Annotated in this window: 16 protein-coding genes and 1 tRNA gene; 8 read left to right on the forward strand and 9 right to left on the reverse strand. The window is 73.0% G+C overall.

The window, feature by feature from the left end:
• Positions 1–80: 80 nt before the first annotated feature.
• The 3 genes from KBY19_RS25650 to KBY19_RS25660 all read right to left on the reverse strand — a co-directional run bounded on the left by KBY19_RS25650 (position 81) and on the right by KBY19_RS25660 (position 6,505).
• Complete coding sequence (locus KBY19_RS25650) at positions 81–620, reverse strand: single-stranded DNA-binding protein (RefSeq protein ID WP_185016860.1); 540 nt, start codon at positions 618–620, stop codon at positions 81–83.
• Between the two features lie 147 nt (positions 621–767).
• Positions 768–4,361 (reverse strand): GTPase, encoded by a 3,594-nt coding sequence (locus KBY19_RS37615; RefSeq protein ID WP_307843620.1) that lies wholly within the window; start codon positions 4,359–4,361, stop codon positions 768–770.
• 5 nt (positions 4,362–4,366) lie between these two features.
• A complete protein-coding gene (locus tag KBY19_RS25660; protein WP_307843621.1) occupies positions 4,367–6,505 on the reverse strand; it encodes an ATP-binding protein in 2,139 nt (712 codons plus the stop codon).
• A 342-nt stretch (positions 6,506–6,847) separates the two neighbouring features.
• Here KBY19_RS25660 and KBY19_RS25665 point away from each other — a divergent pair.
• From KBY19_RS25665 to KBY19_RS25690, 6 genes are all read left to right on the forward strand, one after another.
• A tRNA-Arg gene (locus KBY19_RS25665) sits at positions 6,848–6,923 on the forward strand.
• Positions 6,924–7,317: 394 nt separating this feature from the next.
• Positions 7,318–7,812, forward strand: coding sequence for a MarR family winged helix-turn-helix transcriptional regulator (locus KBY19_RS25670; RefSeq protein ID WP_099880995.1), 495 nt, complete (start codon positions 7,318–7,320; stop codon positions 7,810–7,812).
• On the forward strand, positions 7,809–8,282 hold the full coding sequence (locus tag KBY19_RS25675) for a MarR family transcriptional regulator (protein WP_210966797.1): 474 nt from the start codon (positions 7,809–7,811) through the stop codon (positions 8,280–8,282). The genes KBY19_RS25670 and KBY19_RS25675 overlap by 4 nt, the downstream gene beginning before the upstream one ends.
• Positions 8,283–8,674: 392 nt before the next feature.
• Positions 8,675–9,427 (forward strand): DUF4232 domain-containing protein, encoded by a 753-nt coding sequence (locus KBY19_RS25680; RefSeq protein WP_210966798.1) that lies wholly within the window; start codon positions 8,675–8,677, stop codon positions 9,425–9,427.
• A 150-nt stretch (positions 9,428–9,577) separates the two neighbouring features.
• On the forward strand, positions 9,578–10,831 hold the full coding sequence (locus tag KBY19_RS25685; protein ID WP_099880999.1) for a glycosyltransferase family 4 protein: 1,254 nt from the start codon (positions 9,578–9,580) through the stop codon (positions 10,829–10,831).
• Positions 10,828–11,820 carry a hypothetical protein gene (locus KBY19_RS25690; RefSeq protein WP_247691420.1) on the forward strand — a complete coding sequence of 331 codons (993 nt, stop codon included), beginning with the start codon at positions 10,828–10,830 and terminating at the stop codon, positions 11,818–11,820. Before KBY19_RS25685 ends, KBY19_RS25690 begins: the two co-directional genes overlap by 4 nt.
• A 345-nt stretch (positions 11,821–12,165) precedes the next feature.
• Here KBY19_RS25690 and KBY19_RS25695 read toward each other — a convergent pair whose 3' ends face one another.
• Together KBY19_RS25695 and KBY19_RS25700 are read right to left on the reverse strand one after the other, a co-directional pair.
• Entirely contained in the window at positions 12,166–12,843 is a 678-nt protein-coding gene (locus tag KBY19_RS25695; protein WP_099881001.1) for a transcriptional regulator, read from the reverse strand.
• Positions 12,840–14,051, reverse strand: a complete 1,212-nt coding sequence (locus tag KBY19_RS25700; RefSeq protein ID WP_185019394.1) for a pyridoxal-phosphate dependent enzyme — start codon at positions 14,049–14,051, stop codon at positions 12,840–12,842. The genes KBY19_RS25695 and KBY19_RS25700 overlap by 4 nt, the downstream gene beginning before the upstream one ends.
• 138 nt (positions 14,052–14,189) lie before the next feature.
• Here KBY19_RS25700 and KBY19_RS25705 point away from each other — a divergent pair, with 138 nt between their 5' ends.
• A complete protein-coding gene (locus KBY19_RS25705) occupies positions 14,190–14,897 on the forward strand; it encodes an SUMF1/EgtB/PvdO family nonheme iron enzyme (protein ID WP_185016870.1) in 708 nt (235 codons plus the stop codon).
• An 83-nt stretch (positions 14,898–14,980) separates the two neighbouring features.
• On the opposite strand, the gene KBY19_RS25710 is transcribed toward KBY19_RS25705, so the two are convergent.
• From KBY19_RS25710 to KBY19_RS25725, 4 genes are all read right to left on the reverse strand, one after another.
• Positions 14,981–15,862, reverse strand: coding sequence for a glycosyltransferase (locus KBY19_RS25710; RefSeq protein WP_307842321.1), 882 nt, complete (start codon positions 15,860–15,862; stop codon positions 14,981–14,983).
• 80 nt (positions 15,863–15,942) lie between these two features.
• The gene (locus KBY19_RS25715; RefSeq protein WP_210966799.1) at positions 15,943–17,013 is read right to left on the reverse strand and encodes a glycosyltransferase family 2 protein; all 1,071 of its coding nucleotides are present in this window, start codon (positions 17,011–17,013) and stop codon (positions 15,943–15,945) included.
• Between the two features lie 64 nt (positions 17,014–17,077).
• Positions 17,078–17,269 (reverse strand): DUF2795 domain-containing protein, encoded by a 192-nt coding sequence (locus KBY19_RS25720; RefSeq protein ID WP_210966800.1) that lies wholly within the window; start codon positions 17,267–17,269, stop codon positions 17,078–17,080.
• Positions 17,270–17,460: 191 nt separating this feature from the next.
• A complete protein-coding gene (locus KBY19_RS25725; protein ID WP_307843622.1) occupies positions 17,461–18,981 on the reverse strand; it encodes an MFS transporter in 1,521 nt (506 codons plus the stop codon).
• Positions 18,982–19,532: 551 nt separating this feature from the next.
• On the opposite strand from KBY19_RS25725, the gene KBY19_RS25730 reads away from it, so the two are divergent.
• Complete coding sequence (locus KBY19_RS25730; RefSeq protein ID WP_210966801.1) at positions 19,533–20,525, forward strand: NAD-dependent epimerase/dehydratase family protein; 993 nt, start codon at positions 19,533–19,535, stop codon at positions 20,523–20,525.
• Positions 20,526–20,546: the final 21 nt, after the last annotated feature.

The raw sequence follows: 20,546 nt of genomic DNA on the forward strand, positions 1-20,546 counted from the left end.
CGACTCGGAATCGTTATCGCCGAATCCGGCGGACCGGGACGATCAAGGCGCACCGCGCTGACCTGGAACGCTTCCTTCCGCTATCCCTCGGGCACCAGTTCCTCGCCCTCCGCCGGCTCCTTCCCGGCCGATCCGGCACCGGAAGTGTCCGCCCCGTCACCGGGGGCTCCGAACGGAGGCGGCCCGGCGTTCTCGGCCGGCGGCCACACCGGCGCCGGCCCACGGGTCAGCTCCGGCCCACGGAACGGTTCCGGGGCCGCGCGGGAGGTCCGTACGAACGCGGACGTCCCCCGCGCCAGATCGTGCCCGACCGTCGACGCCATCAGATCGGCCGACAGATACCGCCTGTCCTCCCGCTCCTCCTCGACGACCCGCAGTTGCCCCCGGACGACCACAGGTTCGCCGCGCGCCACCGACGAGGCGACATTGACGGCCAGCCCTCGCCACGCCCAGACCGTGTAGAAGCTGGTGGACGCGTCCGTCCAGCACCCCTTGTGCTTGTCGAACCGCCGGACGGTGCTGGCCAGTCGGAACCTGGCGACGGGCACCCCCGAGGGTGCGGTCCAGTGGTCGACCTTCGTCGCCACATTGCCCAGCACCGTCACATATGTCTCGTTCATCCGAACCTCCCCCGGATCGCAGCCGGTCGGCTGCCTTCGGACACCACCTCGGCGCCGCCGCGAGGCGGTCACCGGGTGGTGTCGTCGTGCGGATTCCAGAGTGAGGGCGGAAGTGGAGAAGCGGGGAAAGAAGTTCTCAGCTGTGGATTACTCGGAGGTTGTGCACAACTCGGTCCTCCCTGCGGGTGACCCGTCCGCGTTCTCGCGTGCCGCATCGGGGGCGTCGGCTTGCGGGCCACCAGCCGTCTCGGCTCGTACGTCCCCACCCGCCTGGGCTCGTGCGTCGCCGTACGCGGGGGCGTGCGCCTCACCGTGGCCGTCGGTCTGCGCCTGAGCGTCCAGGCTCCTGGAGCCGGCGCCGCCCGCACCGCCCGCCGTGGCGGCAGCGGCCATGTCGCCCGCAGCGGCCGCGACAGCCGCCGCAGCGGCGTCCAGTGCCCCGACGGCCTCCGCGACCCCCGCGACTCCTCCGCCGACCATCGGCCGCTCCTGCGGGGTCGAGTCCACCGCACCGGCCGCGATCGCGTACTGCTCCCGCACCTGCCGGTACCGCAGCAGTTCGGCGGCCACCGGCTCCAGCACCCGCGTCCGGCCGCAGCACGCCGCCAACTGGCGCAGCCTCCGCTCCTCCTCCAACCCGTATGCCCGCGCCGGGCCGCGCGCGGCTCTCCGGCACGCCCAGGCGAGCGCCGGGCCCGCGAGAGTGGCCACCGCGAAGAGCGCCCCGGGCAGCAGCACGGTCCGGTCGACACCGTGCGCGAGGACGACCATCGCGACCGCCCACACGGCTCCCACCGCCTGCAGGGCCAACAGCAGCCACTGGCCCGCGAAAGCCGCGGTGTGCCAGGTCGGGCGCGGCACGCGTGCTCCCAGGCCCGTGCGCCTGCCCGTGCCCCGCGATTCCTCTTCCGCAGCTTCCGCAGCACCCGCAGCACCCGCGAGCGGCCCGGCCGCGGCCTCGGGTACGTCCTGAGGCCCGGTTGCCGCCGCGGCGGCAGCTGTCGGCTCGTCCCTTCCGCGCTGCCTCGCGGACGCGTCCGCGGAAGGCTGCTGATTGGGCACGGTCGGTGCGGCAGGTGCAGTCGGTGCTGCGGTGGCAGTCAGTGCGGCAGGTGCGGCGGCCCGTGTCGGCCAGTTGGCGTCCACCCCCAGGGCGATGTCCGTCATCGACGCCGTCCGCACCGCGTCCGGTCCGGAGGCGCACACCTCCATGACCTCGTCCAGCACCTCCGGCAGGCCCGCGGCACCGCGCCGGGCGGACTCGCGTACGGTGCGCGCCCAGGCGCCGGGCAGGCCGCTCGCTGCCGCGTCCGCCAGCTCCCGTACGGCCTGCGCCACCACCGGCCGGGCGGCGAGCGACTGCTGCAGGGTCTCGCGGCGGGCGGCCCCGCCGGCGGCAGTGCCTTCGTGCTCTTCTCCCTGGGCCTCCCCGAGGGGAGTCCGGGCCGACTCCTCCCGCTCCTGGGTGGGCCTGGAGGCGTACCAGCGCAGTGCGCGCACCCAGGGGATGCCGGCGGAGTGCTCGGCCTGGCGCAGCCAGGCCCGCTCGGCGGCCTGTCCGGCGGCAGCGGCGCCGACGGCGACGGCCAGACGGTCCTCGAAGTCCTCACGGGCGCGCTCGGTCAGCCCGATGGGGCCGTCCTCGGTACCGGGCCCGGGTTCGGCGTAGACGGGGCGCAGCCGTTCCATCGCGTCGTCGAGGTCGGCGGTCAGCCGCAGGACGGCGGCGCGCTGCTGTGCGACGAACTCGCCCAACTCCTCGCGCAGGACGTCGATGCCCTCGTGGGTGAGGGCGGAGGCGGACAGCACGACCGCTCCCGGCTCCCCGTGCTCGCCCAGTGCCATACCGTCCTCGTCCAGCAGCCGCCGCAAGTCGTCCAGGACGACGTCCACGGCGTCCCTGGTGAGCCGGTCGGTCTGGTTGAGGACGACGAACGTCACCTCGGCGTGCCCGGCGAGCTGTCGCAGATAGTCCTCGTGCAGCAGCGCGTCGGCGTACTTCTCCGGGTCGACGACCCACACCACCGCGTCGACCAGTTCCAGCATCCGGTCCACCTGTTCGCGGTGCCCTGGTGCGACGGAGTCGTGGTCGGGCAGGTCGACGAGGATGAGGCCGCTCAGTGTGCCGTCATGCGTACGGTGCCGCGCGTGCTGCGGGATGCCCAGTCTGTCCAGGAGCCCGTCGGGCCCGCCGTCGCTGTACCGGCCCGCCTCCCAGGTGCACGCCACCGGTGCCGCGGTGGTGGGGCGGCGCATGCCCACTTCGGAGAGGCGTCCGCCTGTCAACGCGTTGAACAGGGAGGACTTTCCGCTGCCTGTCGCGCCCGCGAGGGCGACGGTGGTGTAGGAGCGGGGCAGCGCTCGGCGCGTCGCCGCCTCGTCCAGCACCTTTCCCGCCTCGGCGAGCACGTCGGTGTCCAGCCGGGTGCGTGACAGTCCGACGAGTTCGCGAAGGGCCCCGAGCCGCTTCCGCAGGGCGCTCTCTCCAGCGTCGCACCGGGGGTCCCTGCGGATGTCCCTGCGGAGGTCCCTTGTGATGTCCCTGGAGATGTCCCGGCACAGGTCCCTTTCGATGTTCCTGGAGGAGGCCGTCCCGGTGTCCTGGTGAGCTCCCTTTTCGACGTCCTGGCCGACACCCCTGTCGCTGTCCTGCCTGTCGCTGTCCTGGCCGACGCCCTTGTCGGGACTGCCGCGCTGTGCGGCATGGACGGGGGTCTCCTGTACGGCCTGGGCGGTCGGCCCCTGTGCGGCCTGAACGGGTGTCTCCTGTTGGGCCTGGATGGGCGTCTCCTGTACGGCCGGGGTGGAGGCCCCCTGAACGGCCGGTGAGGGTGTCGGGGCGGCGGGCGGAGGCGTTTCCCGCCCGGCCTCATAGGCAGTGCCGTACGGGGGATTCGGCCAGGCGGTGCCGCGCCAGGGCGGGGTGGGGGCGAAGCCGGGCCTGGGATGGTCCGCCCCCCGCTCCGTGGTGTCCGTCTCACCGGCGTGCCCCCGTGGCTTCGGCGCCCGGAGCCCGGCCTCCGCCTCGGCGGCGACGTGCTCGGAGCGCTCGGCCTCCTCCGCGCGCTCCACCGTGTGCTCGGCGCGCTCCGCATACCCGGCGGGCTCCCCGTGCTCGGCGCGCTCCGGGTGCCCCGCGCGCTCGCCGTACTCGGCGTCGCCAGGGTGCTCGGCCCGCGGGGCGAGCGGGGCCGCCCGTTCGGCACGTTCGGCGCGGGCCCTGCGGGCGATGACGCCGTCGTCCCAGGCGGGCTCGGGGCCGACCGCGTACGCGTGGACGTCCTGCGGCTCGGCGCCCCGGTGGGAGCGGCCCCCGTCGGTGTGGCTGCGGCTGTTCTCCGGGCGCTCCGCCGGCCCGCCGCCGCTCTGCTCGGCCCGCTGCGCGGAGGCCTCCGGCTCGTTACGGGCGCGCCGCTCACCCGTTCCGTCCGGCTGCTCTTCCAAGCCGCTCGTCCCGTCCGGTTGCCACGGGACGCGTCCGGCCTCCGACGGGCCGGCTGCTGCGGCCTCCGACTGCTGGCGCGGCAGGTCCGCGGCGGCACGGTGACCCAGCGATCCGTCGGGTCCGCTCTGCGAGGGGGCCTGCCGGGGCGGGGCCTCCTCGTCCAAGCTCAGCTCCAGCTGCCCCTCGACGGGCTCGCTGTGCGGGCTGACCCAGCCGTCGGGCCAGCCGCTGCGCCAGCGCTCGGGCCGCTCGGGCGGCTCACCCGCTCCGGGGTTGGTGGCATCGGTGGACGTCACTGCTGTCACCTCTCCATGTGCGCGCTCTGCAGACCGCGCGTGCCGTCCGGGCCGAGCGGGCTACGCGTCGGCGGGAATTCACGGGCGGTCACGTCCGTCCTGCTCAGCTCCTGCGGCCGGTGGAGCTCCCGGAGCTGGTGCGGCTCGTGCAGCCCGTGCGTCCTGTTGAGCTTGTCCAGTACGGAGAACGCGGCGATCAGTTCCATCTGGGGTTCCGGCCCGGCGTTGAGCTCCTCCAGCGGGGCGAGTCGGAGGTCGCACTCGCCGTACAGCACGCGCTGCACACAGTCCTCCAGCAGCTGAGCGCACTGCTCGCGCAGCTCGTGGGCGTCTGTTTCGCCGAGCAGTTCCTCCAGGGCGTCGTCGGCGCCCGCTGCCCGGCGTCCACCGAGGAGGGCGGCGGCCAGCAGCCCGGCGACGCGCTCGGTCTCCTCCTCGCCGCAGGCCGCGCGGCCTGCGGCGTGTGTCTCCTCCTCGGCCAGTTCCTCGACGCAGCGGCGCCATCGGCGCACCATCACGCCGATCCGGCCCACCGCCTCGTCACGCTCGCTCTGGCCGCCCGGGAGAAGCCGGGCGCACTCCTCCAGGCCCGGCACGCCGCGGCGCAGTTCGGCGATGCGTTCGTCTGCGGCGGCGACCGCGCCGGACAGCAGCGCGGTCAGGCCGTCGGCGAAGGCGTCGAAGAGTTCGTCGCCTTCGCTGTCGGTGGGGAAGCAGCGCCAGTGCTCGGCCGCGTCACCGGCCAGCAGTTCGCCGTCGGCGATTCGGGTGCGCAGGCGCTTCTCGGCGTTCTCGAAGGTGGTTTCGATGAGCCGGGTGAGCCGATCGGCTGCCGCGTGCTGTGCGGCGGAGGCGCCGGCGAGGGCGGTGATACGGGGGCGCAGCGAGGCCAGCGTGCCGTCCGCTGTGCGACTGGCCGCCGCGTACCTGGCGTCGGCGTCCCTCGTGCGCTCTTCCAGCCAGTCGCGCAGTCCGCAGACGGCCGAGACGGGCAGCAGTCCTGAGCCGCCCGCCGATTCGGGCAGCTCGGGGATGGTGAAGCGGGGCACCTGTCCGAGGCCTTCGCGTTCCAGCAGCAGGCCGTACTGCGCGGTGACCTCGGCGGCCATCTGGTGCGGCACCCGGTCGAGCACGGTGGCGAGGGTGACGTCGTACTCCTTGGCCGTGCGCAGCAGATGCCAGGGGATGGCATCGCCGTAGCGCGCGGCAGTGGTGACGAGCACCCAGATGTCGGCGGCGCAGATCAGTTCGGCGGCCAGATCGCGATTGTGTGCGACGAGGGAGTCGATGTCGGGCGCGTCCAGCAGCGCCAGGCCGGGGGGCAGACCGCTGTCGGTCTCCAGGCGGAGGAGTCGCCGGGGCTCGTCCCGCTCGGCGTCCCACTCGGTCTCCCAGTCCGCCTCGGGCCCGGCACCCCAGCCGCCGTCCCAGGCCGCGTCCCGCCCGGGATGGCGGACTGCGTCCCGTCCGGCGCCCCGCCCCGGGTCCCAGTCCGCTGCCCAGCCGCTCTCCCAGTCGGTGGAGCGGTCGGCCGCCGCCCGGCCGCCGAAGCGGTCGGTGCCTCCGCCCGCGCCGTCCCGCCCGCCGTGGCCGCCGTTGGTGCCGTGCGTGCCGTTGACGCCGTGCATGCCGTGGCTGCCGTCGGGGCCGTGCGGATCGTGCGCGTCGTGAGCGCTGTGCGGGCCGGAATCGTCGGAGGCACCGCCGCTACCGGACATGCCGGGTACGCCGAGCATGCCTGGCGTACCGGCCGCCGCGTCCTGCCGGGGCATCCAGACCCGCTCCAGCCGGGGCAGCACGCGCTGTCCTACGAACCACCCCCGGTCGTCCGGATGGCAGACCAGCACAGGCGTGCGCGTCGTGGGCCGCAGCACCCCGGCCTCGCTGACCTTGCGCCCCACGAGCGAGTTGACCAGCGTCGACTTGCCCGCGCCCGTGGAACCCCCGATCACCGCGAGCAGCGGCGCCTCGGGGGTGCGCACGCGTGGGACGAGGTAGTCGTCGAGCTGGGACAGCAGCTCGTCCCTGGAGCGGCGGGCGCGTTCGGCGCCCGGCAAGGGGAGGGGGAAGCGCGCGGCAGCGACGCGCTCCCGCAGTGCGGTGAGCGCGTCGAGCAGTTCGAGCCGTACGTCCAAGATCGCCACATGGGCAGAATGCCCAATTTTGCGGCAGTTTTGAAGCTTATTCGCGGTTGCGGACGATGAAATTGAGTGGTTTCACCATCGAATGACCCCTTTCGTACCATTCACCCCGCATGACCCACCTGCCACCCCGCCGCCCCCATAACGACTGCGCAACACCCGCACCCCACGCCGCCAAAACCGCTGCATGAATCGCACCCGCCTGCGATTATCGGGACCGCTTCACGGAACCTCCACAAAGCGTCGCGGCCGTGAAGCGAACAGGACGAGCCGCACGGCCCCCTATCCTTGACCCCGCCGTGGTCACGGGGGACGGCGAGCCCGCCCACCCCGCGACGGAGGCCGGCCCCCGTAGCTCAGTGGATAGAGCAGGCGCCTTCTAAGCGCTTGGCCGCAGGTTCGAGTCCTGCCGGGGGCGCCACACAGGGGGAACAGCGTTCTCGCCCGGACACCCGGCGCACAGGACGTCCCCGGGCCCCGCGGGCAACGTCCACGGTCGCTTCACCGGCAGGTGTCACCCGGCAGCGCAGTGGCAGTGGCGGACGCGGTCGGCGCGCTTGCCGTAGTGCAGTTGGGGCCCGGAACGCTTCGAACACGCGTCGGCGTGTCGCGTCCGGGAATCCGGCGACGTCACCGGCGAACCGCCCTCGCAGTCCCGCTGGGGGGACCTGAGCCGACCGCCCTTCCGGGCAAGACGAACGAGACCGAGGGACCGACGGGGCCAACACGCACCTCCGCCACCCGCCTGCCGACTCTCAGGTTCCCCCTTCGGAAGATAGTAGCCTTGGCTATAATAGCCATGTAATGTATACGCCATGAGCAAGGGTTCACCGGGCCCCACGCCCGGCTTCCTGGTATGGCGACTCGCCAACAAGTGGCGCGTCGCGGTCGATCGCGCTGTGGCTCCGCTGGGCCTCACCCACGCGAAGTACTCACTGGTCGCGTCGCTGCACGGCATGCAGCGCACCGGCGAGCGGCCCAGTCAGCGCCGACTCGCCGACCACACCGGGCTGGAGGCGCTGTACGTCTCGAAGCTGGCGCGCGCACTGGAGTCGTCCGGTCTGATCGAGCGCACCCGCGACCCCCGCGACCCGCGCGCCGTACAACTCGCGCTCACCGAGCAGGGCCAGGCCGTCACACGGCAGGCCATCACGGTGGTCCAGGAGCTGCTCGACCAGTTGCTGGAGCCGCTCGGCGGTCTCGACGCCCCGCGGACGCACGCGTTCACCGACGAGCTGACGACCCTGCTCGACGCGCCTCTCACCCCACCCGTACCGAACGACGAGAGCACTCAGGGGACAACACCATGACCACCACCGCATCTGCCACCGGCGCATCCACCGCCACCGCACCCGTCGCCAACGCCCGCAACCTCGCCCTGGCCCACTACGCGGCCCGCGGCGTCCTGGAGCACGTCCTGAATCGGCACGGCAGCACGTTCCAGCAGCAGGTCGCCCTGCGCGCCGCCATCACCGCCGACGCGCCGCAGACACCGGACGATCTCGTCACCCGTGTCCAGGACTCCCTCAAAGCCGATCCGGCCGACATCCGCACCACTGTCGACACGCTGCTGGCCAAGCAGTTGCTCGTCACGGACGGCGAGCACCTTCGCCCCACGGACGCGGGGCGCGAGCTGTTGGCCGCCGTCGGCGACGAGACCGCCCCCGTCAGCGCCCGCATCTGGGGCGGGATACCCGACGAGGACCTGGCCGCCACCGGCCGCGTCCTCGCCCTTGTCACCGAGCGCGCCAACGCGGAGCTCGCAGCGCTGACCGCCTGACCGCCCAGCCGACCGACCGCTCAGCCGACCGACCAACCGACCGGCCGACCAGCCGACGCAACGTCAACCGCCCCAACGACACCCGGACCCGCGCACGATCGCCGGCTCCCACGGCGTCTGCCCAGGCACTGCCGGTGGCGCCACGACCCGCCCTCCCATCAGGAGGGCTTTTTTTCGGTCGGAAGGCGAAACCCAAGGCCGCCAAGTGGCCGCATGGAACAGATGTCGCTCCCGGCAGGCGCCGACGGGCTGTTACAGGGTGCGGACAAAATGCCGTGAACAAATCCGGGCCGGTCGCCATCGAAGTGCATGTACCGACAACTGAACCCGGCCGGGGCGCCCCGCGGAAGTGGGCAGCCGTGCCGCGTCCGACATTCGTGGGGGACCTCGTGATGACCGCTCGTACTCGCCGTACCGTCCGTTCCGCCGGCCTCGTCGCCGTCGCCGCCACCGCCGCGTTCTCGCTGACCGCCTGCCAGGACGGCGGCGGCAAGGATGACGACGCCGGCTCCTCGACCTCCTCGGCGGTGTCGAAGGACTCGCAGACGAAGGACTCGCAGACGAAGGACTCGCAGACGAAGGACTCGCAGACGAACGGCTCCGGCTCCACGGGCTCCACCGGCTCCGGCTCCGCAGGCAGCGGCGGCAGCGGCAGCAGCGGCGCGAAGAGCGGCAACGGGGGCGGCAGCACCGCGGGCGGGTCGCCCCAGGCCGAGGCCGCGGGCGTGAAGCGGACCGCCTGCGCCGTCGGCAAGGTCTCCGTCGGGCTCAAGGAGACCGGCGGCAGTGCACCGGTCATCCTGCTCAAGGCCACCAACAACGGCAGCACCCGCTGCGACCTGTACGGCTCCCCGTTCGTGGGCTACCCGGACGCCCAGGCCCCCATCGCGGTCGGCGGCGGCAAGCCCCAGGCCGTCGTCTCCCTGGAGCCGGGCGAGTCGGCCTACGCCTCACTCGGCCTGGAGAAGGGCGACGGCGGCAACATGCACCGCGAGAAGCACCTCACCGTCGAACTGGCGGACCGCAACCAGCACGGCACCGGCGCCACCGCCAAGGTCAGCGCCCCCGACGGCGCGGGTCTCGCGCTCAGCGACAACTCCACCGTCTCCTACTGGAACACCACCCCCGAGTCGGCGATGCAGTAAGGCGGCACCGTCTCCGCGCGGAAACCGGCCGGCTTGTTCCGGCGACGCACGGGTACCGCTTCGGCGCTGCGGTGGAAGCCGTTCAGCGAGCGGTCAGGCGTCGTCGGCACCTCGGTCAGGCATCGTCGACATCCAGGGATTCGAGGAACAATGCACATCTCTTTCTTGATCTTCAGTGCGTACGGGATGGGCGGAACGGTCCGCACCACCTTCAATCTGGCGCAGGCGCTCGCCGAGCAGCACGACGTGGAGGTCGTCTCGGCCTTCCGGTTCCGTGACCGGCCGTTCTTCGAGGCGGGCGACGGCGTACGGCTGACCTCGCTGGTCGACATGCGCCGGCACAGACCGACGTATGACGGCGCCGACCCCGAACACGCCCGCCCCGCCCGGGTCTTCCCCGCTGCCGACGGCCAGTACGCCCAGCACAGCGCGTTGACGGACCGCCGGATCGGGGAGTACCTGAGCAGCACCGAGGCGGACGTCGTGATAGGCACACGGCCCGGACTCAACGTGCACGTGGCACGGCAGACACGCCGCGGCCCCGTCCGTGTGGGGCAGGAGCACCTCACGCTTGCCACGCATTCCGGGAGACTCAAGCGCCTGCTGCGCCGTACCTATCCCCGGCTGGACGCGGTGACCACGGTGACCGAAGCCGACGCCCGCGACTACCGCAGCTCCCTGCGGCTGCCCGGTGTGCACGTCGAAGCGCTGCCCAACAGCGTGCCCGCCCCGGAGGTCACGCCCGCCGACGGCAGCGGCAAGTGGGTGGTGGCCGCGGGCCGGCTCGCCCCCGCCAAGCGCTACGACGTGCTCGTACGCGCCTTCGCCGAGGTCGTCCGCGAGCGCCCCGACTGGGGCCTGCGGATATACGGGCACGGCCGCGAGGAGAACAAGCTGAGGAAGCTCATCGACGAACTCGGCCTCTACAACCACGTATTACTGATGGGCTCGGCGAACCCCATCGAGACCGAATGGGTGAAGGGGTCGATCTGCGCGGTCACTTCGAGCCTCGAATCCTTCGGCATGACCATTGTCGAGGCCATGCGGTGCGGCCTCCCCGTCGTGGCCACCGACTGCCCGCACGGGCCGGGGGAGATCATCCGCGACGGCGAGGACGGGCTGCTGGTCCCCACAGGCGATGTGAACGCGATCTCCGGCGCGCTGCTCCGCCTCATCAACGACGAGGGGCTTCGGACGCGGATGGGGCAAGCCGCGCTCAGCGCATCGGCGCGGTTCGATCCGGCGCGGGTGGCCGCCCGGTACGAGGACCTGCTGACCTCGCTGGTGAACCGCCGGGCCGGCACCCTCCACCGGGCGCGCGGCACCCTGCTCGGCGGAGCGTACGCGGCCACGGAGACGGTCCGGCTCGGAGTGAAGCACGCCTTGGAAGGAGCACGGACATGATGCGGCAATCCTGCGCCACGTCACCGGACGACGCCGCGGTCGCAGCCCCGCCGGATGCCGGTTCCCCAACCGCTCGCAAGGCCCACCGCCCGCGCGCCGACTGCACGACCGACACCGCCGGGGGGCTCACCTTCCGGGTGCGGCTCTGCGACGGGGCAGACGAGGAAACCGGGGCCCCCGAGGTGCCCCGGTCCGCGGCCGTGCTGCTGCGCCTGCGCCACCAACACGGCCCGGACGCCTCCCTCCGACTGCCGCTCGCCCGCGCAGCGGCAGACAGCAGGCTGCAGGCCTCGCTGCCCAGCACGACGCGGCTTCGCGAGGGGCGCTGGGACGCCTACCTCACCCTCGGCGACGAAGAGCCGCAGCGGCTGCTGCCCGGGGTGCACGATCTGCGATCCCTTGTCGGCAGTGTGTCTGTCGACGCACAGGCATGGATCGGCGTCCGGATCCCCTACACGACCAAGTACGGCAATCTCGCCGTCCGTACGTGGCTACGCCGACCGCACGCGGAGGCAGGGGCGCTGCGCGTGGCCGACGACGCCATCACCGTGCAGGGCAGGCTCTACGGTGCGCGCCTCTCGGCAACCGCGTGCCTGGAGGCGCACCCCCGCGACGCTGCCGCGTCCCCCGTGCGCGTACCGGTGCGCCCGGACAGCGAGGAACGCTGCGAACCGCAGGCCGCCGCGCCCGGGCACGGCGCCGACACAGGCCACTCGGTACGCGACTTCACTGCCGAACTGCCCCTCGGCTCCCTGCTGCCCGGCCACCGGGTGTGGGACCTGTGGCTGCGCCCCGCCGAGGACCAGGAGCCTGTCCGCCTCGGACGGATACTCGATGACATCCCGGACAAGAAGCGCGTCTTCAAGTACCCGTCGCAGCACGTGACCAACCGGGACGGTGCAGCCCACTCGGTGAGGCCGTACTACACGATCAACAACAACCTCTCGGTGCAGGTGAGTGTCGAGAACCCGGCACCGGCGGAGGCATAAGCGGAGGCGGAGTGGGGGGCCTGAGCGGTTCGTGACTGTCGGCTCCGCAGCCGGGGGAACAGGGGCGCAGGAGGAGGGAGTGCTATATCCGGTCCTGCACCGCCAAAGGCGCGCTGCCGTAGGCGCGCGGCCGGACCAGGGGCGACCAGAGGGGGGCCGGCGCGGGCCGTACGCGACATCTGCTCACGGAGCCGGAGTGGGTGGTGCGGCCCGCGCCCGGGCCTACCCCAAAAGCGGTCACCGGGGAAGCGGAGCCCCTGACCGCGAACCCCCGAAGCGGGCCCGCGCGGTGGCCGGGGGCCGCTCAGTCGAGGCCGTCCAGGACCGGGCCGGCCTCGCGGCCATTCACCCCGGCCCTGAAGGGCCGGGCACCCTCCCCGGAAACTCGGTGGGTGGGCGGCGCAGGTCGTTGTAGACGGTGGCTCGGGAGACGCCCAGGAGGCCTGTGAGGGTCTGTACGGCGCCTTTGAGTTCGAGGAAGCCCTGGTCCTTGAGGGTGTGGACCAGGGTGGCGCGGTCCGTGGTGGCCAGGGCGCGGGGTGCGGTGCCGCGGGCGGCGGCGAACGACTCGGTGACGGTGCGCAGTTCTTCCACCGTGCGGGCGCGCAGGGTCTCGTGGACCGGCGGCTGGTGCTCTTCCGTGCGCAGCAGCTCGTTGAGGCCGCGGGTGAGGGTGGACAGTACGGAGACATCCAGGTTGAGGCAGACGGCGGCGATGTAGACGCCCTCGCTGTTCTTGATGCCGATCGAGGTGCTCTTGGCGGGGCGGCCGTCGGGGAAGCGGTTGGGGTAGTTCTGGAGGATCTCGGGGTGGGCGGGGTCCGCGATGCGGGCCAGGCCCAGTTCGGTCGCAGGATCGCCGATCCGGCGGCCCGAGAGGTTGTTCTCCACCGTGCGCACCGCGTGCTCGGGGCTGCGCAGGTCGTGCAGTACGGCCTCGCACAGGCCGGGGAACATCCGGCCGACCGCGGTGACGATCTTCTCCGCCTCCCGCAGCAACACCTCGTCCTCCGGGCTGCTCACGACGCCCCCTCCACCAGGGCCGCCATCGCGGTGGGCGCCTTGAGGGCCGAGCCGGTGAGGATCACCACCGTGGTCTCGTCCGGCTGCAGCTGACCCCGGGCTGCGAAGACCTCGACGGCCGCCGCCGCGGTGGCGCTGGTGGGCTCCGCGTACAGCCCGGTGGCCGCGAGCCGGCGGACGGCCGAGGCGATGTCCGCCTCCGGGATCGCGGCCGTGCTGCCGCCCGAGCGGCGTACGGCGGCCAGCACTTCGGGGAGGCGGATCGGCTCCTTGATGGCCGTGCCCTCGGCCAGCGTCGGCTGCCACCCGCCGGGGACGGGGGTGTCCCGCCCGGCGTGGAACGCGGCGTGCAGCGGGGCGCAGTTGGCGGGCTGGGCGACCAGGAGGCGGGGCCGTGCCGCGATCTGCCCGGCGTCGAGGAGTTCACCGAAGCCCAGATCGCAGCCGAGCACGGTGCTGCCCGCCCCGGCGACCGTGACCACCGCGTCCGGGGCCCGGAATCCGAGGTCCTCCCAGATCTCGTACGCCAGTGTCTTGGTGCCCTCCAGGAAGTACGGGTGCCAGTTGTGGCTCGCGTACACCGTGTGCTCCGCCCGGCGCAGTGCCGCTGCGGCCGTGGCGTCCCGGTCGCCGGGTAGCGGGGTGACCCGTGCTCCGTAGGCCGTGGCCTGCAGCGTCTTCGCCGGTGAGGTGTGTTCGGGGACGAGGATGGTGGCGTCCACGCCGGCGGCGGCGCAGTACGCGGCGACGGAGGAGCCGCCGTTGCCGGAGCTGTCCTCCAGGACCTCGCCGACGCCCTGTGCGGCCAGCGCGGAGATCATCACGCTGCTGCCGCGGTCCTTGAAGCTTCCGCTCGGGTTGAACCACTCCAGTTTGAAGCCGACCTCCACCCCGCCCCACGTCCGCCGCAGCAGCGGGGTGCACCCCTCCCCCAGGCTGACGGGCCGCACCGCCGACTGCGCGGCCTGCGCCGACGGTCCCGACGTCCCCGGGCGGGTCTGCGCGGTGTGCAGGGCGGGCAGGGCGGCGCGGTAGCGCCACAGCGAGCGGTCCGCCGTCTCGATGTCGGCGGGCGCCAGACCGCGCGCCGGTGAGACCAGCAGCGGCGTCCCGTCGTCGCCCCGCCAGCGCAGCGGGTCCAGTGGATAGCGCCGCCCCGAGCGCGGGTCGCTCAGATGGCGCGGGTCGCGCTGCTGGGGCGCTTCCATGGCGGGGGTGACCACGGCTGGTTCTCCGTTCACGGTCGGCCGACTTTACAGAGAGTCTAGATGTAGACGGTATGTGCAGACCAACCCACGGTCGGGCCGGGTCCCAAGCCGGACCGGTGACAGTAGGATCGCCGGATCATGGAAGCACAGGGGCCGGTCGGGATGATCGCCGTACCGGCGGGGCGGGTCACCCTCTCCGACCGTCGGACGCGGCGCAGTTGGCAGGTCGAGCTGGCGCCGTACGAGCTCGCCGCGTTCCCCGTCACCCAGGACCAGTACGCGCGGGTCACCGGCCGGTGGCCGAGCACCGCGCCGGGTGACCGGCTGCCCGTGGAAAGTGTCTGCTGGTGGGAGGCCGTCGAGTTCTGCAACGCCCTCTCCGCAGGCGCGGGGCTCGCGCCCGCCTACCGGCCGGTTACCGACAGCGAGGGGCAGCGGAGCGTCGAGTGGGACGGTGACGCCGACGGGTACCGGCTGCCGACCGAAGCCGAGTGGGAGTACGCCTGCCGCGCCGGTACGGCAGGTCCGCGCTACGGGCCGCTGGACGAGATCGCCTGGTACCGCGGCAACTCGCACGAGCGCCTCCACGAGGTGGGCGGCAAGCGCCCCAACGCGTGGGGGTTCCACGACATGCTCGGCAACGTCTGGGACTGGTGCTGGGACCTGTACGACCCCGAGGTGTACGGCGGCTACCGGGTGCTGCGCGGCGGCGGCTGGTTCGACGAGCACTGGAGCTGCCGGGCTTCCGCGCGGCGCCGCAGCCACCCCGCCTTCACGGTGGACGACGTCGGTTTCCGCGTCGCCCGCGGACGGACACGCGGGCGGGCACGCGAACAGGCGCCGTAGGTCGGGGCCGTAGCTCGGGCGGACGACGCACCGCCGGAGGGCTACCGCCCCGGCCGCCGTCGATCCAGCCGTCGACGCGGCCGTCAGCCCACGTACTGGCGTGCCGTCGAGCGGCGTTGCTCCCTCTCCAGAGCGGCAAGGCGCGCCTCGACCCGGGCGGGGACCGGGCGGCGGTTGGCGAGCACCCAGGGGAGGGCCGCGGCCGCCCGGGCGAAAGCACGGGCGCTGGCCGCGTCGCGGGGCACCGTGCGGGCCAGGTACCAGGTGCGGCGCAGCGCTGCGGGGAGGGGGCGGCGCAGCCAGGTGTACCAGAGGGTGTTGCGCAGCCCGTCGACGCGCCTGCCCGTGGCGTCCCGTACCCGGGAGGGCGCGTGGTGGACGGTGAGGTCCTCGGCGAAGGCCAGCCACCAGCCGTGCACGGCCAGGTCGGTGGCGAGCAGTTCCTCCTCGCCGCCGAGCCACAGCCGGGGCTCGAAGCCGCCCGCCGCGCGGAACGCGGAGACCCGCAGGCAGGTCGCGGCGGCCAGAAAGGAGCCCAGCGCCGGGCCGGGCAGCCAGTCGGGGCCGGGCACCGGGGAGTGGCGCAGTTCGGCCACCACCGGGTCCTCCGTCCCCTCGGGCTCCACGACGATCCGCGCGACCACGCCCGCCAGCCCCGGGTGCGCGTCCAACTGGTCGGCGGCGCCCCGCAGCGAGCCGGGCGCCCACCAGGAGTCGTCGTCGCAGAAGGCCACATACGGGGTGGTGACCTGGCGCACGGCGAGGTTGCGGCCCACCGCGCCGGTGTTGCGGCCCGGCGACAGCAGTGTGATGTGCGGATGCGCGGCCCGTACGGCGGCGGCGGTGCCGTCGCTCGAGGCGTTGTCGACGACGATGACCGGGGGCTGCTCGGGCAGCTGGGCCAGCAGGCCGAGAGTGCGCAGCAGTTCGTCCTTGCGATCGCGGGTGATCACGACGACCGTCACGCGGTGGTCCGGTCCGCCGGCGCGGGGGTCCTCGGCCGGCCCTTCCGTCCGAGCGGCGGCGGGGCGCCCGTCGGTGTCCGTCACGCCGCTGCCCCCTCCACCAGGCGGGCTGCCCCCTCGACCGCGTCCGGAAGGGGGCGGCGGAGACGGAGGGCTGCCGGGAGGCGGGGCAGCAGGCCGCGGGCGGCCCGGCGGGCCTGGTCGTCCCGCACGGAGGCCGCGCACAGGGCCGCCGTACGCGACAGCGCGACCGGCAGCGGACGGCGCAGCCAGTCGATCAGCAGTTCGTTGCGGCGGATCAGCGCTTGCCGCCCGGGCCGGGGAGCGTCCGCCGGGAGGCCGGTCGGGGTGTCGGCCGGGCTGTGCCGGGCGACCACCTCCGGGCAGTGCAGGACCTCCCAGCCGGCCGCTGCCAGGTCGTAGGCGAGGAGTTTCTCCTCCGCGCCGAAGAACAGCAGCGGGTGGTAGCCGCCCACGTCCAGATAGGCCTGCCTGCGCGCCACGGCGGCGCAGCCGAGGAAGCCGAGGACCTTGCGGCTGCGTGGAACGGCCCCCTCGCCCAGCGGGGAGGCCGCCAGCACGCTGTTGAGCGGGTCCGGGCGCCCATCGGGGCCCACGGTGATGCCCGCGGCCAGCAGCCCGGTGGTGGGGCGGGCCGCGAGGATGTCCACCGCCTTGCGCAGGGCGCCCGGCTCCCACCAGGAGTCGTCGTCGCTGAAGGCGATGTAGGGCGTGTGCAGGGCGCGGACTCCGTCGTTGCGGGCCAGGGCACCGCGGTTGACGGGCAGCCGCAGCAGCTGCACCTCGGGGTAGGAGCGCGGCACCATCTCCGGCGTCCCGTCCGTCGAGGCGTTGTCGACGACCAGGATGCGCGGTCGCTCGGGAAGGGCCAGCAGCCTCTCCAACGTGCGGGCGAGGGGGTGGCGCCGGTCCCGCGTGGCGATCACCACGCCGAGCCGGTCGTAGAGGCTGCGGCCGTCCTGGGACCGGTCCCGCTCCTCGGTGGCGGCCTCGGCCCGGTCCTCGGTGACGGCCTCGGCCCGGTCCTCCGTGACGGCCTCGGCCCGGTCCTGGGCGACGGCCTCGCTACGGCTCCGCCGGCCCCCGGAAGGGCCCGGGGGTGCGCTGCCGCCGGGGGTACCCGGGTCCATGGCGCCTCCTGTCAGCGGAGCGCGCGGCCCGGTGTGGCGGCCGGGCCGGCGAGGGGTCGGTGGATCAGCCGCGGAACATCTCCTTCTCGACCTGGTCGGGACCCTCGATGCGATCTCTCTTGAGATGTGCGATCTTGTCCACGACCTTCTCGCTCGCGTGGTTCTTCTTGGCGAGGTCGGTGAGGGGCTTCCGGTCGGCGGGATAGGAGGCTCCCTTGAGGGCCTGCTGCACCTCGATGGGGTTGGTTTCGCTCATCGTGTCCTCCGCTGTCCGCGTCGCTCCATGCCGAGTTTGTGCCGTCTTCCCTGTTTTGCGGCTTCCTCGCTTCATGGTGTGAGGCACCCGCATGGCCCGCAACACGGGCCCGGCCGCGCAGCAGCCGGGGCCCGTATCCGCCGGTGCGGCGAGTACGGGCCCCGGAAAGCGCGGGCCGGAGCGCGCAAGCGTCAGACAGTCGCCGGTTCCGGCTCCGGCACGGGCGCTGCGGCCCTCGTACGCGGCGCGGGCACCGCGACCGTCACGGCCCCGGCGGAGGCCGCCACCGGGTCCGGTACGGGCGCGGGGGCGGGTGCCGCTGCCGGGGCGGCACCGCCGGCGGCAGCAGGCCGCAGCCGCGGCTTCGGCAGCCGGACGGGGCGCTGCTGCAGCAGCTGCGCGGCACCGGTGACGGCCACGATGGCCAGCCCGCCGACGATCAGCCCGCCCCGGGCACCGGCGAACTCCATGAGCACACCCAGCAGCGGCGGCCCGACCAGGCCCCAGCCGGTGCTGGCGCTGCGCCAGACGCCGAGCACACGGCCCCGCAGATGGCTGGGCGGCTCGGTCTGGAGCACGGTGGTGCCCGCGGTGTCGGAGACCGACTCCACGACGGCCATCGGCGCCACCAGCAGGATCAGGAAGACCAGCGACGGCGAGAGACCGGCGACGGCCTGCAGCAGCGCACCGGCGGCGGCCAGCAGCGCGACGTGCCGCACCGACGGCTTGCGCAGACAGCCCGCGAGCACGGCGCCCGCCATACCGCCGACCGCGAGCACGGTGGAGACGGTGCTGAACGCGCCGGCGCCGGCCGCGAGCGGGCCCGTGACCAGGACGGCCAGTGTCAGCTGGTAGTTGCGGCCGAAGATCGCGGAGATACCGGTGATCGCGGCGAGGGAGACCAGGCGGGGGTTGCGCAGGAAGTAGACCAGGCCCTCGCGGGTGCCACCGGTCAGGGCGCCGCGCTTGCCGCGCCGGTCCTCGACGGCTGCCGGAGCGGTGCGTTCGTGGACCGTCTGCGGTTCCCGCTCCTCCTTCGCCACCAGCTTCAGGAAGGGGATGACGGCGGCGACGGCCAGGAACGACAGCCCGTTGACCACATAGGCGGACGCCATACCGAACCAGGCGACCGTGGCACCGGCGGCGGCGGTGCCCAGCAGCCGTCCGGCGCTGTGCACCACCGAGCCCAGCGCAATGGCCGAGGGCACGTCCTTGCGCTTGACCAGGTCGTTGCCGAGCAGCGAGCAGGCGGGGTTGTCGACCGTGGCGATGGAGCCGGTGACGGCGGCGAGCACCATCAGCAGCGGGACGGTGAGCATGTCGAAGGCGACGAACGTGGCGGTGCTGAAGGCGACCACACCGAGCAGCGCCTGACTGACCGAGGCGGTCATCTTGCGCGGCCAGGAGTCGACGAGGCTGCCGCCGACCAGGCTGAGCAGCAGGCCCGGAGCCGCCTGCACGGCCAGCGAGAGGCCGGTGGTGGCGGCGGAGCCGGTGAGCTGGAGCACCAGCAGGTTCTGCACCGTCAGCTGCATCCAGGTGCCGACGTTGGAGACGAGGTTGGCCGCGGACCACCAGCGCATGCTGGGGTAGCGCAGGGAGCGCCAGGGGCTGCGTTCGGAGCGCTCGGAGCCGGCGGATCCCGCCGGGGCGGCGGGGCGGCGTCGGAAGCGCTCGGCCCAGCGGGCGGCAATCGGGTGAAGAAAAGGCATGGGGAATTCACGCGGGAGGGCAGGCGACAGGGGGCGGAGAAGAAGGAGAAGCCGGAAGTGGAGAAACAGGCGGAATGGCTCGCGCCTGTTGCCCTCAGCCATGTTCACAGACGGTTCACTTCGGCCAGTCCCCGAATGCCGCCGCGAACCGACCAGTAGGTCGTTTTTCTCCGTTCTGACCTGCGAGGAAATGACTCCGCGTTGCCTTGCTCACAGCCCGGAGCGCGATCGGACGCCAGTCACAGAGCGTCCACGATTGACCCCCCTATACAGCGCTCAATGACAGGCGGTGACGGCATTGTGTGTGGTGTCGACCGGTCGAGTACTCGACCACGGTGAGCAGCGCTCGACAGCTTCTCGGTTGCGACCGGACTTACCGAGCCGCACGCTGAGAGAGCGAACTGACCGGCCCTTCAGCGCGTCATGATTCCGCGTTCCATGGCCCGGGAGAACGAGGAAAGACAGTACATCGCTTCCCCTCTTGAGAGGGCCCTCCACCTCAGGAATCGGCTGTGCCCCATGGCACGGTGCCCGTGACCGTAGGAGTGTTCATGGACGTCCCCACCGATGCCATATCCCGTTTCCGGCACGCCGTCGTCACGGGCGGGGCGGGATTTCTCGGCTCGCATCTGTGCACCGCGCTGCTGGAAAGCGGATGCGACGTCACCTGCGTGGACGACTTCTGCACCGGCCGCCCGGAAAATGTGGCGCATCTGACCGGGCGGCCGGGATTCACCTTGCTGGAAGCCGACATCTGCCGCCCTTTCGAGGTGGCGCGGAGTTCCGGCTCCTTTGCCCCGCCCGACCTCGTACTGAATTTCGCCTCACCGGCCTCGCCCGCCGATTATCTTCGGATGCCGCTGCACACCCTGGAGACGGGGAGTGCGGGCACCCGCAACGCTTTGGCGCTGGCCCGGCGGCACGGGGCGCGGTTCGTGCAGGCCTCCACCTCGGAGGCGTACGGCGACCCGCAGGAGCACCCGCAGAGCGAGCGGTACTGGGGGCATGTGAACCCGGTCGGGCCGCGCAGCGTGTACGACGAGGCCAAGCGGTTCGGCGAGGCACTGACGGCGGCGGAGGCGCGCGTCCACGGCAGCAATGTGGGCATCGTCCGGCTCTTCAACACCTACGGGCCGCGGATGCGCGGCTACGACGGGCGGGCCGTCCCCACCTTCGTGCGGCAGGCGCTGGCCGGCGAGGAGCTCACGGTGACGGGTGACGGGCGGCAGACCCGCTCGCTCGCGTATGTCGAGGACACGGTGCGCGGCGTCCTGGCCATGGCCGGCTCCGAGCTGCTGGGTCCGGTCAACATCGGCAACCCGGACGAGATCACCATGCAGGAACTGGCCGAGCTGGTCATCGAGCTGACCGGCTCCCGTTCCGGCCTGCGCTTCGTGGAGCGGCCCAGCGACGATCCGGCGGTGCGCTGCCCCGACATCACCCTGGCCCGCGGAAAGCTCCAGTGGGAGCCCCGCGTCACGGCCCGCGACGGGCTGGAGCGGACGATCGGCTGGTTCCGCGCCCACACGCACTCCGGCGGCTGACCCCACCACCCTCCCGCCCTC

It is taken from the genome of Streptomyces sp. B15 (assembly GCF_018070605.1).
Classification (GTDB): domain Bacteria; phylum Actinomycetota; class Actinomycetes; order Streptomycetales; family Streptomycetaceae; genus Streptomyces; species Streptomyces smyrnaeus.

What these genes read in the sequence shown, in the direction of transcription:
- KBY19_RS25680 (WP_210966798.1), top strand. Translation starts at nt 8,675, where the DNA reads ATGACCGCTCGTACTCGCCGTACCGTCCGTTCCGCCGGCCTCGTCGCC.
- KBY19_RS25700 (WP_185019394.1), bottom strand. Translation starts at nt 14,051, where the DNA reads ATGGAAGCGCCCCAGCAGCGCGACCCGCGCCATCTGAGCGACCCGCGC.
- KBY19_RS25670 (WP_099880995.1), top strand. Translation starts at nt 7,318, where the DNA reads ATGAGCAAGGGTTCACCGGGCCCCACGCCCGGCTTCCTGGTATGGCGA.
- KBY19_RS25715 (WP_210966799.1), bottom strand. Translation starts at nt 17,013, where the DNA reads ATGGACCCGGGTACCCCCGGCGGCAGCGCACCCCCGGGCCCTTCCGGG.
- KBY19_RS25685 (WP_099880999.1), top strand. Translation starts at nt 9,578, where the DNA reads ATGCACATCTCTTTCTTGATCTTCAGTGCGTACGGGATGGGCGGAACG.
- KBY19_RS25690 (WP_247691420.1), top strand. Translation starts at nt 10,828, where the DNA reads ATGATGCGGCAATCCTGCGCCACGTCACCGGACGACGCCGCGGTCGCA.
- KBY19_RS25675 (WP_210966797.1), top strand. Translation starts at nt 7,809, where the DNA reads ATGACCACCACCGCATCTGCCACCGGCGCATCCACCGCCACCGCACCC.
- KBY19_RS25730 (WP_210966801.1), top strand. Translation starts at nt 19,533, where the DNA reads ATGGACGTCCCCACCGATGCCATATCCCGTTTCCGGCACGCCGTCGTC.
- KBY19_RS25705 (WP_185016870.1), top strand. Translation starts at nt 14,190, where the DNA reads ATGGAAGCACAGGGGCCGGTCGGGATGATCGCCGTACCGGCGGGGCGG.
- KBY19_RS25720 (WP_210966800.1), bottom strand. Translation starts at nt 17,269, where the DNA reads ATGAGCGAAACCAACCCCATCGAGGTGCAGCAGGCCCTCAAGGGAGCC.
- KBY19_RS25725 (WP_307843622.1), bottom strand. Translation starts at nt 18,981, where the DNA reads ATGCCTTTTCTTCACCCGATTGCCGCCCGCTGGGCCGAGCGCTTCCGA.
- KBY19_RS25650 (WP_185016860.1), bottom strand. Translation starts at nt 620, where the DNA reads ATGAACGAGACATATGTGACGGTGCTGGGCAATGTGGCGACGAAGGTC.